The sequence below is a fragment of the Streptomyces sp. NPDC007088 genome (genome assembly GCF_042869355.1).
Taxonomy (GTDB): domain Bacteria; phylum Actinomycetota; class Actinomycetes; order Streptomycetales; family Streptomycetaceae; genus Streptomyces.
This window is the reverse complement of sequence record NZ_JBIAFO010000039.1, coordinates 15,698-29,652: the sequence shown is the minus strand read 5'-3', so window position 1 is coordinate 29,652 and position 13,955 is coordinate 15,698. Positions and strand designations below refer to the sequence as shown.

Annotated in this window: 11 protein-coding genes; 4 read left to right on the top strand and 7 right to left on the bottom strand. The window is 72.2% G+C overall.

All coding sequences use genetic code 11. The annotated features are described in order from the left end of the window. The first annotated feature begins 329 nt into the window (after positions 1–329). Complete coding sequence (locus tag ACFYMP_RS31905; RefSeq protein ID WP_388864144.1) at positions 330–1,676, top strand: UDP-glucose dehydrogenase family protein; 1,347 nt, start codon at positions 330–332, stop codon at positions 1,674–1,676. A 105-nt stretch (positions 1,677–1,781) separates the two neighbouring features. On the opposite strand, the gene ACFYMP_RS31900 is transcribed toward ACFYMP_RS31905, so the two are convergent. From ACFYMP_RS31900 to ACFYMP_RS31885, 4 genes are all read right to left on the bottom strand, one after another. Continuing rightward, on the bottom strand, positions 1,782–2,957 hold the full coding sequence (locus ACFYMP_RS31900) for a S1 family peptidase (RefSeq protein WP_388864142.1): 1,176 nt from the start codon (positions 2,955–2,957) through the stop codon (positions 1,782–1,784). A 339-nt stretch (positions 2,958–3,296) separates the two neighbouring features. Further along, complete coding sequence (locus ACFYMP_RS31895; protein ID WP_388864140.1) at positions 3,297–4,496, bottom strand: dipeptidase; 1,200 nt, start codon at positions 4,494–4,496, stop codon at positions 3,297–3,299. A gap of 147 nt (positions 4,497–4,643) precedes the next feature. Further along, a complete protein-coding gene (gene purE, locus ACFYMP_RS31890) occupies positions 4,644–5,180 on the bottom strand; it encodes a 5-(carboxyamino)imidazole ribonucleotide mutase (RefSeq protein ID WP_388864138.1) in 537 nt (178 codons plus the stop codon). Then, positions 5,177–6,316 carry a 5-(carboxyamino)imidazole ribonucleotide synthase gene (locus ACFYMP_RS31885; RefSeq protein ID WP_388864136.1) on the bottom strand — a complete coding sequence of 380 codons (1,140 nt, stop codon included), beginning with the start codon at positions 6,314–6,316 and terminating at the stop codon, positions 5,177–5,179. The genes purE and ACFYMP_RS31885 overlap by 4 nt, the downstream gene beginning before the upstream one ends. A 230-nt stretch (positions 6,317–6,546) precedes the next feature. On the opposite strand from ACFYMP_RS31885, the gene ACFYMP_RS31880 reads away from it, so the two are divergent. Then, the gene (locus ACFYMP_RS31880) at positions 6,547–7,191 is read left to right on the top strand and encodes a GtrA family protein (protein ID WP_388864134.1); all 645 of its coding nucleotides are present in this window, start codon (positions 6,547–6,549) and stop codon (positions 7,189–7,191) included. A 44-nt stretch (positions 7,192–7,235) separates the two neighbouring features. On the opposite strand, the gene ACFYMP_RS31875 is transcribed toward ACFYMP_RS31880, so the two are convergent. Together ACFYMP_RS31875 and ACFYMP_RS31870 are read right to left on the bottom strand one after the other, a co-directional pair. Then, positions 7,236–8,531 carry an ATP-binding protein gene (locus ACFYMP_RS31875; protein WP_388864132.1) on the bottom strand — a complete coding sequence of 432 codons (1,296 nt, stop codon included), beginning with the start codon at positions 8,529–8,531 and terminating at the stop codon, positions 7,236–7,238. A 105-nt stretch (positions 8,532–8,636) separates the two neighbouring features. Beyond that, positions 8,637–9,314 (bottom strand): response regulator transcription factor, encoded by a 678-nt coding sequence (locus tag ACFYMP_RS31870; RefSeq protein WP_363144668.1) that lies wholly within the window; start codon positions 9,312–9,314, stop codon positions 8,637–8,639. A 525-nt stretch (positions 9,315–9,839) separates the two neighbouring features. Between ACFYMP_RS31870 and ACFYMP_RS31865 the strand changes: the two genes are divergently transcribed. Beyond that, positions 9,840–11,330 carry a peptide MFS transporter gene (locus ACFYMP_RS31865; protein ID WP_388864130.1) on the top strand — a complete coding sequence of 497 codons (1,491 nt, stop codon included), beginning with the start codon at positions 9,840–9,842 and terminating at the stop codon, positions 11,328–11,330. Positions 11,331–11,471: 141 nt separating this feature from the next. On the opposite strand, the gene ACFYMP_RS31860 is transcribed toward ACFYMP_RS31865, so the two are convergent. After that, positions 11,472–12,938: an MFS transporter gene (locus ACFYMP_RS31860; RefSeq protein ID WP_388864128.1), complete on the bottom strand. Its 1,467-nt coding sequence runs from the start codon at positions 12,936–12,938 to the stop codon at positions 11,472–11,474. 154 nt (positions 12,939–13,092) lie between these two features. Between ACFYMP_RS31860 and ACFYMP_RS31855 the strand changes: the two genes are divergently transcribed. Beyond that, positions 13,093–13,740 (top strand): TetR/AcrR family transcriptional regulator, encoded by a 648-nt coding sequence (locus ACFYMP_RS31855; protein WP_388864148.1) that lies wholly within the window; start codon positions 13,093–13,095, stop codon positions 13,738–13,740. Positions 13,741–13,955: the final 215 nt, after the last annotated feature.

The following is a 13,955-nucleotide window of genomic DNA, read 5'->3' as shown; positions in this document are numbered from 1 at the left end:
GCCGCGAACGGCGCGATCTTCGCCTCGGCCAGCGCGCGGACCGTCTCCCGGAGCATGTCGTGCTCCTCCGCCGGACGGTACAGATCGAAGTCGGACACAGCTGTCTCCCTTGACGCCGAGGTCTTCCCGCATGCTCACCGCGCGTACCACGCAGCTGACTACCGCTAAGTAACCCCGATGATAGGCGGCCCGGCCCGCCCGGCCTACGGACGCGGGCCGATCGGTGCGTGAGCTTCCCGACAGCTCCCGGACGGCCGGGCCCCGGGCGCGGCGGGGGTGCACGGATATGCTCGGGCAGCGCACTTCGCCGTCCGATCAGGAGTACCCGTATGGCCACCCCGCCCAGGATCACCGTCATCGGCACCGGCTACCTCGGCGCGACCCACGCCGCCTCGATGGCGGAACTGGGCTTCGAGGTGCTGGGGCTCGACGTGGTGCCCGAGAAGGTCGAGCTGCTGAGCCGCGGCGAGGTCCCGATGTACGAACCGGGGCTGGAGGACGTCCTGCGGCGGCACGTGCCCGGCGTCGAGGGCTCGACGGGGCGGCTGCGGTTCACCACCTCCTTCGAGGAGGCCGGGGACTTCGGCGACGTGCACTTCCTGTGCGTCAACACCCCGCAGAAGCACGGCGAGTACGCGTGCGACATGAGTTACGTGGACACGGCGGTCTCCTCACTGGCCCCGCACCTGAAGCGGCCCGCGCTGGTGGTCGGCAAGTCGACGGTCCCGGTCGGCTCCGCCGCCCGGCTGGCCGCGCTGCTGCGCGAGAAGGCCCCCGCGGGCGCCGGGGCGGAACTCGCCTGGAACCCGGAGTTCCTGCGCGAGGGCTACGCGGTCAAGGACACGCTGCACCCGGACCGCATCGTGGTCGGCGTCGGCAGCGAGCGGGCCGAGGCCCTGCTGCGCGAGGTGTACGCCTCGGCCATCGCCGACGGCACCCCCTTCCTGGTGACCGACTACCCGACGGCCGAACTGGTCAAGGTCTCCGCGAACTCCTTCCTCGCCACGAAGATCTCCTTCATCAACGCGATGGCCGAGGTGTGCGAGGCGGCGGGCGGCGACGTCGCGCGGCTCGCCGAGGCCCTCGGGTACGACGACCGGATCGGGCCCAAGTTCCTGCGCGCCGGGATCGGTTTCGGCGGCGGCTGTCTGCCGAAGGACATCCGGGCCTTCATGGCGCGCGCCGGTGAGCTGGGCGCGGACCAGGCGCTGACCTTCCTGCGCGAGATCGACTCGATCAACATGCGCCGCCGGGGCCAGATGGTCGACATGGCCCGGGAGATCGTCGGTGGCAGCTTCCTCGGCGTACGGGTCGGGGTCCTGGGCGCCGCCTTCAAGCCGGACTCCGACGACGTGCGGGACTCCCCCGCGCTCAACGTCGCCGGGCAGATCCACCTCCAGGGCGGTCAGGTCACGGTGTACGACCCCCGGGGCATGGACAACGCGGCCCGGCTCTTCCCGACCCTCGGGTACGCCGACTCGGCGCTGGAGGCGGTGCGGGGCGCCGATGTCGTCCTGCACCTGACCGAGTGGCGCGAGTTCCGCGATCTCGACCCGGCCGCGCTCGGCGAGGTGGCGGGCCGTCGCGTCCTCCTCGACGGCCGCAACGCGCTCGACCCGGACCGCTGGCGCAAGGCCGGCTGGACGTACCGGGCGATGGGGCGGCCGGGGGCCTGAGAGCACCACCCCGCCGCACGCACACGGAGAGGCGACCGGGGCCGGGTCCCGGTCGCCTCTCCGTGTGCGTGCGGGGATTCTCGTGTGCGTGCCGTGCGGGGCGGGTCAGCTCGTGACGAGGGTCAGCCCGTAGCGGCCGAGGATCTCGTTGACCGGCTGGAACCAAGTCTCCCCACCCGAGCCGCAGTTGCCCCAGCCGCCGGAGGTGACGCCCTGCGCCTGGTCACCGCTGATGAACGAGCCGCCGGAGTCGCCCGGTTCGGCGCAGGCGTTGGTGCGGGTCGCCTCGTAGACCGCTCCGTCGGCGTAGTTGATCGTCTCGTTGAGGCCGAGCACCGTGCCGCAGTGCCAGTGCGAGGTGGAGCCGGAACGGCAGATCGAGGAGCCGGCCGGGGCCACGTTGGAGCCGCGTACGAGCTGGTCGGAGACGGTGCCCCAGCCGAGCACGACGGGCGCCGTCCACCAGCCGCTGCCGACGTTGACCCAGGCCATGTCGTCGCCGGGGAAGGTCGAGCCCTGGATGTTGCCGATGTAGCTGTTGTCCCAGCCGCGTACCTCCTGGCCGGGCCGGCCGCAGTGCCCGGCGGTGACGAAGCCGCCGACCACCGAGAAGCCTATGGAACAGCGGACGTTGCCGGTGTAGAAGGGGTCCCCGCCGACCGTGCCGGCCGCGAGCGGCCGGGGGCGCTGCGCGGCGCCCTTCGCCTCTGCCACGGTGACCGGGCCCGCGTCCCTCGCCTTGGCGAGAAAGGCTTGGACATCGTTGTCGGACCGCTCAGCGGGGAGTACTTCGACCACGACGCGGCTGGTACGGGGGTCGACGTGCCAGCCGGTGACACCGGCGGGCGCCTTGAGCCGGTCGATGCGGGACTTGGCGGCGTCGAGCTGCCGGGCGCTGTGCTCGGCGGTGGTGACGCGTGCCCCGGTGGCGCGTACCGCGGAGGCGTCGGCGCCCTTCGTGAGGGCGACGGTGAGCTTCCCGCTGTCCGCGTCGAACCACGAGCCGGCGTACGCCGGTCCGGCCGCCGCACGGGCGGCGAGGTCCACGCGGGCCGCGCTCTTCTCGGCCGCCAGCCTGGCCTTGGCCTGCGGGGCGGTGAGCTTGAAGTCCCGCTGCATGGCGGCGAGTACGCCCTCGGAGGCGGGCTTCGCGGCGGGTTTCGAGGCGGGGGTGGCGCCGGGGGTGTCGTCGGCCGCGGCGGTGGCCGCGCCGGTACCGGCGAGAGCGCCGAACAGGAGGAGGGCGGAGAGGCCGGAGCGCACAACTCTACTGCGTCGCATAGGGGTTGGCCCTTCGTTGTTCCAGTGTGTGGGGGCGGAACAGTGGAGCCCCGAAGCCCTGCTGGGGCGCCGTGAGGGGAGCCTAACGACGGTCGGCGCACAGGTACAGGCCAGTGCGCGCCCGGGTTCCCGGGGCCGGGCGGAATTCGGCCAGCGCGACGATCAATCGCCCAACTCACGCCGGAGGCCGGGCACTTGATGGTGCGAGTGCCCGGCCTGGGGGTGACGTCCGGGGGTTGCCCGGCCTTGGGTGACGTCCGGGGGATGCCCGACCTCGGGTGACGTCCGGGGGATGCCCGGCCTCGGGTGACGTCCGGAGGCGGCCCGGCCTCGGCGTGGTCAGTCGCGCGGGCCGTCGAGCTGTTCGATGGTCGCGTTGGACGGGCCCCGGTACTCCTGGATGGCGCGGGCTGCCGAGGCCGCGTCCCGCAGGACCCGGACCCCGTTCTGCCAGGTGAGCTTGGCGAGGTCGGCGCGCGTCCAGCCCCGGCCGAGGAGTTCGGCGACCAGGCGCGGGTAGCCCGAGACGTCGTCGAGTCCCTGGGGCGTGAACGCCGTCCCGTCGTAGTCCCCGCCGATGCCGATGTGCTCGACCCCGGCGACCTCGCGCATGTGGTCGAGGTGGTCGGCGACGGTAGCGGCCGTCGCGACGGGACGCGGGTGCTCGGCCTCGAAGGCGCGGTGCGCGGCCATCGCGGCGGGCGTCGTGTCGAGGTGGTGGAAGCCCTGGGCGCGCAGGTTCTCGTCGGCGCGCCGGGTCCACTCCCCCGCCTCGGGAAGGATGAACTTCGGCACGAAGGTGGCCATCGCGACCCCGCCGTTGGCGGGCAGCCGCTCCAGGACGTCGTCGGGGATGTTGCGCACGTGGTCGCAGACCGCGCGGGCCGAGGAGTGCGAGAAGAGGACCGGCGCCTCGCTCGCGTCGAGCGCGGCGTGCATCGTGCTGGGCGCGACGTGCGAGAGGTCGACGAGCATCCCGAGCCGGTTCATCTCGCGGACCACCTCGACGCCGAAGGCCGACAGGCCCCCGACCCCCGGTTCGTCGGTCGCGGAGTCCGCCCAGTCGGTGTTGTCGTTGTGGGTGAGCGTCATGTACCGCACGCCGAGCGCGTAGAACGCCCGCAGTGTGGCGAGGGAGTTGGCGATCGAGTGCCCGCCCTCGGCGCCCTTGAGGGAGGCGATCCGGCCGGAGGTGAGGGCGCGCTCGATGTCGTCGGCGGTCTTGGCCTCGGCGAGCGCCTCGGGGTAGCGGGCCAGCAACTGGTCGACGAAGTCGATCTGTTCGAGGGTCGCGGCGACCGCGGCGTCCCCGCTGAGCGCGCTGTCGACGTACACGGACCAGAACTGTGCGCCCACCCCGCCCTCCCGCAGCCGGGCGAGGTCGGTGTGCAGGTACGCCCGCTGGTCCTCGGCGATGTCCCGTGCGCCGAGGTCGTAGCGGACCTGTTCGCGCATCGCCCAGGGCAGGTCGTTGTGCCCGTCGATCACGGGGTGGTCGGCGAGCAGTGCGCGCGCCTCTTCGAGACGGTCGGTCGTCATCGTGTCCTCCGCTTACCGGGCCCGCGCGGGGCCCTCCTCGGCCTGCTGGTGTGCCCGGCGGGTTCGGGGACGGCCCGGAGAGGTCGTGCGCGGATGCCGTGCGGGACCCTCCGGGCGCGCCCTACCGCCGGTCGGTGTGCCCCGGCCTCACTTGCCGAAGCCGAAGCGGTCGCCCTCGCCCTGGGCCCTGGCGCGCAGCCGCTTGCCCTTCTCGGTGGCCTGGGCGTTGAGGTCCTGCTGGAAGTCGCGCATACGGCCGAGCAGTTCCTCGTCGTGGGTGGCGAGGACGCGGGCGGCGAGCAGTCCGGCGTTGCGGGCGCCGCCGACCGAGACGGTCGCGACCGGCACCCCGGCGGGCATCTGCACGATGGACAGCAGCGAGTCCATGCCGTCGAGGTACTTGAGCGGCACGGGCACGCCGATGACGGGGAGCGGGGTGACCGAGGCGAGCATGCCGGGCAGGTGGGCGGCGCCGCCGGCCCCGGCGACGATCACCTTCAGGCCCCGGTCGGCCGCGTCCTCGCCGTACGCGATCATCTCGCGCGGCATGCGGTGCGCGGAGACGACGTCCACCTCGTAGGGGATGCCGAACTCGTCGAGGGCCTTCGCGGCGGCCTCCATGACGGGCCAGTCCGAGTCGGAGCCCATGACGACGCCGACGAGAGGTCCGGTGGTGGTGCTCATTCGGTGATCGTCCCTCGGAGGTAGCCGGCTGCGTGACGGGCGCGCTCCAGCACCTCGTCCAGGTCGTCGCCGTAGGTGTTCACGTGGCCGACCTTACGGCCCGGCTTCACGTCCTTGCCGTACATGTGGATCTTCAGTCGCGGGTCGCGGGCCATGCAGTGCAGGTACGCGGAGTACATGTCGGGGAAGTCGCCGCCGAGGACGTTGCCCATGACCGTCCAGCGGGCGCGCGGGCGCGGGTCGCCCAGCGGGAGGTCGAGGACGGCCCGCAGGTGGTTGGCGAACTGCGAGGTGATCGCGCCGTCCTGGGTCCAGTGGCCGGAGTTGTGCGGGCGCATCGCGAGTTCGTTGACCAGGATGCGGCCGTCCTCGGTCTCGAACAGCTCGACCGCGAGGTGGCCGACGACGCCGAGTTCGCGCGCGATGCGCAGCGCGAGGTCCTGGGCCTGGGCGGAGAGTTCCTCGGAGAGTCCGGGCGCGGGCGCGATCACGGTGTCGCACACGCCGTCGACCTGCTGGGACTCGACGACCGGGTAGGCGACGGCCTGTCCGTGCGGGGAGCGCACGACGTTGGCGGCGAGTTCGCGGCGGAAGGGGACCAGTTCCTCGGCGAGCACCGGGACCCCGGCGTGGAAGGGCGGTGCGGCGTCCTCGACGGAGCGCACGACCCACACGCCCTTGCCGTCGTAGCCGCCGCGCACCGTCTTGAGGACGACGGGGAAGCCGGTGCCCTCGGCGGCGAAGGCGGCGACGTCCGCCGGGTCGCTCACGAGGCGGTGGCGCGGGCAGGGGGCGCCGATCTCGGTGAGCCTGGCCCGCATGACGCCCTTGTCCTGGGCGTGCACGAGGGCGTCCGGGCCCGGCCGTACGGGGATACCGGCCGCCTCCAGGGCGCGCAGGTGCTCCGTGGGCACGTGCTCGTGGTCGAAGGTGATCACGTCGCAGCCCTGGGCGAAGGCGCGCAGGGTGTCGAGGTCGCGGTAGTCGCCGACCACGACCTCGTTCACCACCTGCGCGGCCGAGTCCTGCGGGGTGTCACTGAGGAGCTTGAACCTGATGCCGAGCGGGATGCCTGCCTCGTGCGTCATACGCGCGAGCTGGCCACCGCCGACCATGCCGACTACCGGGAATGTCACCGCTCCAGGGTATCGGCCCGGCGCGGTGGGACAGGACGCGCCGGTGACCGGCCGGGAGCGGGCGTACTTTCCTTTCCTCCGGTCGCCCGCGTCACACCTGCGCCTTTACTCCGAGAGTGACCGGCCGTTGACCGACAGCGTTCGCGCTTTGCCGTGGTGACCGGGCGACGGGGGGCGGCGCTGGTTAGCATGGCGGGTATTCCATCGCCCAGACAGGGACCGAGCGCCATATGACGAACGACAGTGCCCTGCCCCACTCCTCGCGTCTGAGACGGCTCAGCGCGGAGGTGGCCAAGTTCGGCGCGGTCGGCGGTGCGGGCGTCCTCGTCAATCTGCTGGCCTTCAACATCGTGCGCCACGCCACCTCGGTGCCGGTGGTCCGGGCCAGTGTCATCGCGACCGTCGTCGCGATCGTCTTCAACTACGTCGGGTTCCGTTACTTCACCTACCGCGACCGCGAGAAGTCCGGGCGGACCCGGGAGCTGGTCCTGTTCGCCGCGTTCAGTGTCGTGGGCCTGGTGATCGAGAACGGGGTGCTCTACACGGGCACCTACGGGTTCGGGCTCGACACCCCGCTCCAGTCGAACATCATGAAGTTCGCCGGGATCGGCGTCGCGACCCTGTTCCGGTTCTGGTCGTACCGCTCGTGGGTGTTCCGCGCGCTGCCCGCCGCCGAGGACCCGGTGGCCCAGGCCGAGTCCCTCCTGACCGTCGCCGAGCCGCACCGGGGGCTGGTGCACGGTTCGCTGACCCCCTCGCCGGTCGTGGCGCGCGGCGGCGCCCCGGAGGGCCGGGCCTCCGGCCGCCCCGGCGCGGGCCCCGGCCACGGCAGGAACGGCCGCCGCCGCGCCGCCCGGCACGCACGCGTCGACTGAGACCGAGAGGGCGGCACCTCCCGGACGGCTCGCGGCCCCGCCCGCTACCGCACCGTCGTCCCGGCCCCGCTCCCCTCGTTCCCCTCGTCCTCGCTCGTGGCCCGGCGCGGCTGGGTGCGGGCGAGGAACAGGGCGAAGACGGGGGGCCGGGACTGGATGAGTTCGAGGCGTCCGCCGTCCGCCTCGGCGAGGTCACGGGCCACGGCGAGGCCGATGCCGGTGGAGTTGCGGCCGGAGATGGCGCGCTCGAAGATACGGGCGCCGAGGTCCCCGGGGACGCCGGGACCCTCGTCGGTGACCTCGATGACGGCCTGGTTGCCGATGACGCGGGTGCGCAGCGCGACGGTGCCGCCCCCGTGCATCAGGGAGTTCTCGATGAGCGCGGCCAGCACCTGGGCGACCGCGCCGGGGGTGCCGACGGCGCGCAGCCGCTGCCGTCCCGAGCGCACGATCGCGCGGCCCTCGTTGCGGTAGGCGGGCAGCCACTCCTCGACCTGCTGCTTGACGACCTCGTCGAGGTCGAAGGAGACGGCGGAGCCGGTGCGCGGGTCGCGGGAGTTGGTCAGCAGCCGCTCGACGACGTCGGTGAGGCGCTCGACCTGGGTGAGGGCGATCGTCGCCTCGTCCTTCACGGTGTCGAGGTCGTCGGTGAGGGTGATCTCCTCCAGCCGCATCGACAGCGCGGTGAGCGGGGTGCGCAGTTGGTGCGAGGCGTCGGCGGCGAGCCGGCGTTCGGCGGTGAGCATGCGGGCGATGCGTTCGGCGGAGGCGTCGAGCACGTCGGCGACGCGGTCGAGTTCCTGCACCCCGTACCGCTTGTGGCGCGGGCGCGGGTCCCCGGAGCCGAGGCGTACGGCGGTCTCGGCGAGGTCGGTGAGGGGGGCGGCGAGGCGGTTGGCCTGGCGGACGGCGAGCAGGACGGCGGCGACGATGGCGAGCAGCGCGACCAGCGCGATGATCAGGAGTGTCCGGCCGACCTCGCGGGTGACCTCGGAGCGCGGTTCCTGGACGGTGACGGACTCCCCGGCCTCCCCGTGCTCGGTGGCCTCGATCACCTCGCCCCGGGGTTTGTCGCCGATGGCGAGGGGGGCGCGGTTCCTGAGCCGTACGACGGCGTAGCGCTCGGGGTCGACCTGATCGCGCAGGATCTCCGCGCTGATCCGTTCCTCTCCTATGAGCCTGCTGTCGACGATGGAGACGAGGCGGACCGCCTCGGACTCGACCCGTTCCTGGGCGGTGCTCGTGATGGTCTGGGTCTCCACGATGACGAGGGAGACGCCGAAGACGGCGATCACGACGAGCACCACGGCGAGGGTGGACTGGATCAGTCGTCGGCGCATGGACCCATTGTGCGGGGGCGCGGCGCCGGTCCCCGACGGCGGCTCCGCCCCGGTGGGGCGGTCCGGGGCCGCCGGGGCGGCGCCGGTGCCGGAGGCCGCCGTGGCTCAGCTCTTCTCGAAGCGGAAGCCGACTCCGCGCACGGTGGCGATGTAGCGGGGGTTCGCCGCGTCGTCGCCGAGCTTCTTGCGCAGCCAGGAGATGTGCATGTCGAGGGTCTTGGTGGAGGACCACCACGTGGTGTCCCACACCTCGCGCATGAGCTGGTCGCGGGTGACGACGCGGCCCGCGTCGCGCACCAGGACCCGCAGCAGGTCGAACTCCTTGGCGGTGAGCTGGAGCTCCTCGTCGCCCATCCAGGCGCGGTGCGACTCGACGTCGATGCGCACGCCGTGCGTGGCGGGCGGCTGCGCGGGCTCGGAGGCGCCGCGCCGCAGCAGGGCCCGGACCCGGGCGAGCAGTTCGGCGAGCCGGAAGGGCTTGGTGACGTAGTCGTCGGCGCCCGCGTCCAGCCCCACGACGGTGTCCACCTCGTCGGCGCGGGCGGTGAGGATGAGGATCGGCACCGCGAGCCCCTCGGCGCGCAGCCGGCGGGCGACCTCCAGGCCGTCCATCCCGGGCAGTCCCAGGTCGAGGACGACGAGGTCGATGGTGCCCTGCACGCCCGCGTCCAGTGCGGTGGGGCCGTCCTCGCGCACCTCCACCTCGTAGCCCTCGCGGCGCAGGGCGCGGGCCAGGGGCTCCGAGATGGACGCGTCATCCTCAGCGAGCAGTACACGGGTCATGGACTGATGGTAGACCGCGTGTCAGCCCCCTCGCGGGCTGACGCCGCAGGCCGTGGGGGTGCCCGGGGCACCCTGTGGACCTTCTGTGCGCCGCGAGGGCGGGACCGGGGCGGGGTCGCTGGAAAGCACGGAGAAAAGGGGGCACGGCCTTGGAAAGAGGGCGGCAGTTCCCTTGGTCACCTGTGATCGATGTCTCAAACGCTTCCTTGTCGCCCGGTTTCATGCCGTAGGGTGATTCGAGTCTGACGCACTTTTCCCGGACCTTTCGTGCGCTCTGCCCACGAGAAGGTCCTTTTGTGTCTGCCCGCCGGGAGGTCCGGGGGCCGGCACGTCCGGGCCGCCTCCTCGTGGGCGGCCCGCCGTCGATGACCTGTGGCCGGGCCCCGCGCGCGAGGAAGCGCGCAGGGCGTGGTTCCCGGGGCACCAGTGCTTCCCGCCACCCTCCCCAACCAGGGTGGACCGCGTCGGACGTGGGAAGTCTTCCGGTGTGCCGGTGCCGGCTACCCCCCACCGCAAGGAACGACCATGGCGCCCAGCCTGACGAAGGAATCCGCCGGCACCGCCGACGGCCAGAAGACCTTCTTCGGCCACCCCCGCGGACTGGCCACCCTCTTCATGACCGAGATGTGGGAGCGCTTCAGCTTCTACGGCATGAGGGCCCTGCTCCCGCTGTACCTCGTCGCCCCCGGCGGCCTGCACATGAACGCGGGCACCGCCACGGCGATCTACTCCATCTATCTGGCGATGGTGTACCTCCTCGCCCTGCCGGGCGGCTGGATAGCCGACCGGTTCTGGGGCCCGCGGAAGACGACCGCCGTGGCGGCGGGTGTGATCATGCTCGGTCACCTCACGCTGGCGCTGCCCGGGGAAGGCACCTTCTTCGGGGGCCTGGTCCTGGTCGCGGTCGGTTCCGGTCTGCTGAAGTCCACGATCTCGACGATGGTCGGCCACCTCTACCAGGGACCCGAGGACCCGCGTCGTGACGGCGGCTTCACGGTGTTCTACATGGGCATCAACGTGGGCTCCTTCGCCGCGCCGCTGGTCATCGGCACCGTCGGCGAGAACGTGAACTGGCACCTGGGCTTCGGGCTCGCCGCGCTCGGCATGGCGCTGGGCCTCGGCCAGTTCCTGATGGGCAGCCGGCACCTGAACCCGGTCAGCAGCGTCGTACCGAAGCCGATGTCCTCCGAGGAGAGGCGTTCGGTCCTGCGCAAGGGCCTGCTGTGGCTGATCGTGGCCGCCGTGGTCTACGGCGCGCTCGTGGCCACCGGTGTCTACACGCTGAACTGGGCGCTGGTCCCGATCACGGTGGCCGGTCTGGTCATCCCGGTCGTGGTACTGGCCCGGATCAAGCGTGACAAGGACCTCTCGCAGGACGAGCAGTCGAAGATGTCGGCGTACATCTGGTTCTTCGTCGCCGCCGCCGTGTTCTGGATGATCTACGACCAGGGCGGCTCCACGATGTCCCTGTTCGGGGACGAGCGGACCACCAACAGCCTGCTGGGCTTCCACTTCCCGACCTCCTGGTACCAGTCGGTCAACCCGGTCCTCGTCATGGCGCTGGCCCCGGTCACCGCCTGGATCTGGCTCGCGCTGAACCGGCGCGGCAAGGAGCCGAGCACCGTCACGAAGTTCGCCTCCGGCCTGTTCCTGATCGGCGTCTCCTTCTTCGTCTTCATGATCCCGCTCATGCAGACGACGGACGGCGGCCGGGTCAGCCCGATGTGGATGGTCGCGATCTACTTCGTGCAGACCGTCGGTGAGCTGTGCCTGTCGCCGGTGGGCCTGTCGGTGACGACGAAGATGTCCCCGCGCAAGTACAGCTCGCAGATGATGGGCGTGTGGTTCCTCGCCGTGACGGCGGGCGACTGCGTGACGAGCCTGATGTCGCTGGCCGGGGTCGACCTCAACAAGTCGGGCATCGTGGCCGCCGAGGCGGCGCTCGCGGCGGTCGCCGGTATCGCGGTCTTCATGTACCGCAGGCAGGTCAGGGCCCAGATGGGCGAGGTGCGCTGAGCGGCCTCACCGACGCGCCCGAGCGCGATACGCCGAAGGGGCGGGTCCCGGAGTTCCGGGGCCCGCCCCTTCGGCGTCGGCGTACGGGTGGTGCGGGGCGGGACCCCGCCGGCCCCCCGCCCCGCACCACGGCGCGCGGGGTCAGTCGGCGGGCTGTTCCTCGACGGTGCGGGAGTTGGTGAGGCTCAGCGCACCGCCCGCCGCGACGAGACCGACGACGACCGCGAGCACGGCGTAGGTGACCCGTTCGCCGTGGAAGAACGACGCCACGAGCCCGCTGCTCCAGGTGCCGGCCGGGAGCTGGGTGGTGACCAGCGCGGCGATCAGGGTGCCGACCACGGCGGTACCGACGCTGGAGCCGACCTCCTGAGCGGTGTCGTTGAGGGCCGCGGCGATGGAGGTGCGGTTGGCCGGCATCGCGTCGACGAGGGCGACCGCGCAGATCGTCATCACGGTGCGCAGCCCCACGGTCATGAGCACCAGGCAGATGGCGATGACGGCGTACCCGTGGTCGACGCCCCAGGAGAGCCCCGCCATCGAACCGGCCAGGCAGGCCGCGCCGACCAGGCAGGCGAGGCGGTGGCCGAACCGGCGCGCGAGCCACTCGGACAGGGGGGTCGCGACGAGCATCGTCACGATGATCGGCAGGTTGGCCAGGCCGGCCCGCACCGGGCTCCACCCGTAGGCGTACTGGAAGTGGAGGATCAGCCCGAACATCACGCTGGCCATCGCGATGGAGGTTCCGGTCTGCGCGATGGCGGCGCCCCGGACGGTGCCGTTGGAGAAGACGCGGAGGTCCAGCATGGGCGCCGCGCTGCGCCGCTCGTGCCACACGAACGCGAGCCCGGCCGCGACGGCGCCCACGATGGAGGCGAGGGTGCCCGGGGAGGCCCAGCCGTGCTCGACCCCGCTGGTCAGCGAGTAGCAGGCGAGCCCGATGGTGCTGACGCTCAGCACGGCGCCCGGCAGGTCGAGCGGGTCCTTGGTCAGGTCCTCGGGCCGGTCGGCCGGGACGCCGAGCCGGACGCCGAGGCACGCGATCACCGCGATCGGGGCGTTGACGACCAGCAGCCACTCCCAGCGCACGTGCGCCAGCGCGGTGCCCCCGAGCAGCGGCCCGAGGACGAATCCGGACATGCCCACGACGATCATCACCGTCATGGCGCGCATCCGCAGGGCCTTGTCCTCGAACAGGCGGAAGACCAGGGAGTTCGTGATGGGCGCCATCGCCGCGGCGGCGACGCCGAGGGCGGCGCGCAGGGCGATGAGCTGACCCGCCGTGGTGACGAGGACGACGCACAGGCTCAGCGCGCCGAACACGGCGAGTCCGGCCAGCAGCACCCGGCGACGGCCGAGCCGGTCGGCCATCGAGCCCGCGGTGAGCAGCAGACCGCCGAAGGTCAGGGAGTACGCCCCGGTGACCCACTGGAGCGCGGTCGTCCCGCTGCCGAGGTCGCGGCCGATCGTGGGCAGCGCGATCGACAGCAAGGTGTTGTCGACCATCTCGACGAAGAAGGCCAGGCAGAGAGCTGCCAGCGGAATCCACGCCGCACGCAGGGACGGGTAGGTGCGGGTGGGGGTGGGGGTGGGCAGTGTGGCCGCGGTCATAGAGTCCTCCGGTCGAACATGGTTCGACTATCGAACGACGTTCGATGAGTTAAGATAGAACAACGTTCGATACTGCGCAAGACGCACAGGGATGTGAGCCATGGCACGCCTACAGAAGCGCTCGGGCGAAGGCCGCCGACGGGCCTCGCACTCGATGGAGTCGGTGCTCACCGAGGCGGTGGCCCTGCTCGACGAGGCCGGCGCCCCGGCGCTGACGTTCCGGGCGCTGGCCCAGCGTCTGGGCGGCGGCGTCGCGAGCATCTACTGGTACGTGACGAGCAAGGAGGAGCTGCTCGACCGCGCCACCGACCACGTGATGGGCTCGGTGCTGGCCGACATCGAGACGCTCGCGGACAGCCCCGACCCCATCGACGACCTTCGGGTGATGGCCCTGACGCTGTTCGACGCGGTCGTGGAGCGGCCGTGGCTGGGCGCCTACTTCATGCGCAACACCGGAGTCCAGGGCAACTCCCTGCGCCTGTACGACAGGCTCGGCCGGCAGACCCTCCGTCTCGACCTCACCGCGCGGCAGCGGTTCCACGCCGTGTCCGCGATCGTGGGGGTGGTGGTCGGCTCCGCCGTCGACCTGGGCCAGGAGCCGCCCCAGGAGATCCTCGACGGCGCCACGAACCGCGAGGAGTTCCTCGGCCGCTACGCCAAGGCCTGGCGGGAGCTCGACCCCGGGGAGTTCCCGTTCGTGCGCGAGATCGTCGACGAGTTCGACGGCCACGACGACATCGAGCAGTTCCGCTCCGCGCTGGAACTGACCCTGGCGGGCCTGCGCCTACAGGCCGGGGCCTGAGCGGGACGGCGAGCGAGGACGGCGGCGAGCGGGGACGGCGGCGAGCGGGACACCGGCGAGCGGCCCGTCCGGGAAGCCGCCACGGCCGCCGCGGTCCGTCCGGTCGGGCGGTCGCCGGGACGGACGAGAGGTGACGGGAAGCGCCGAAGGGCACCGCGGACGCGGGTCCGCGGTGCCCTTCGGCGTCAGGACAGTCGCTCGGGTCCCCGGCGTCA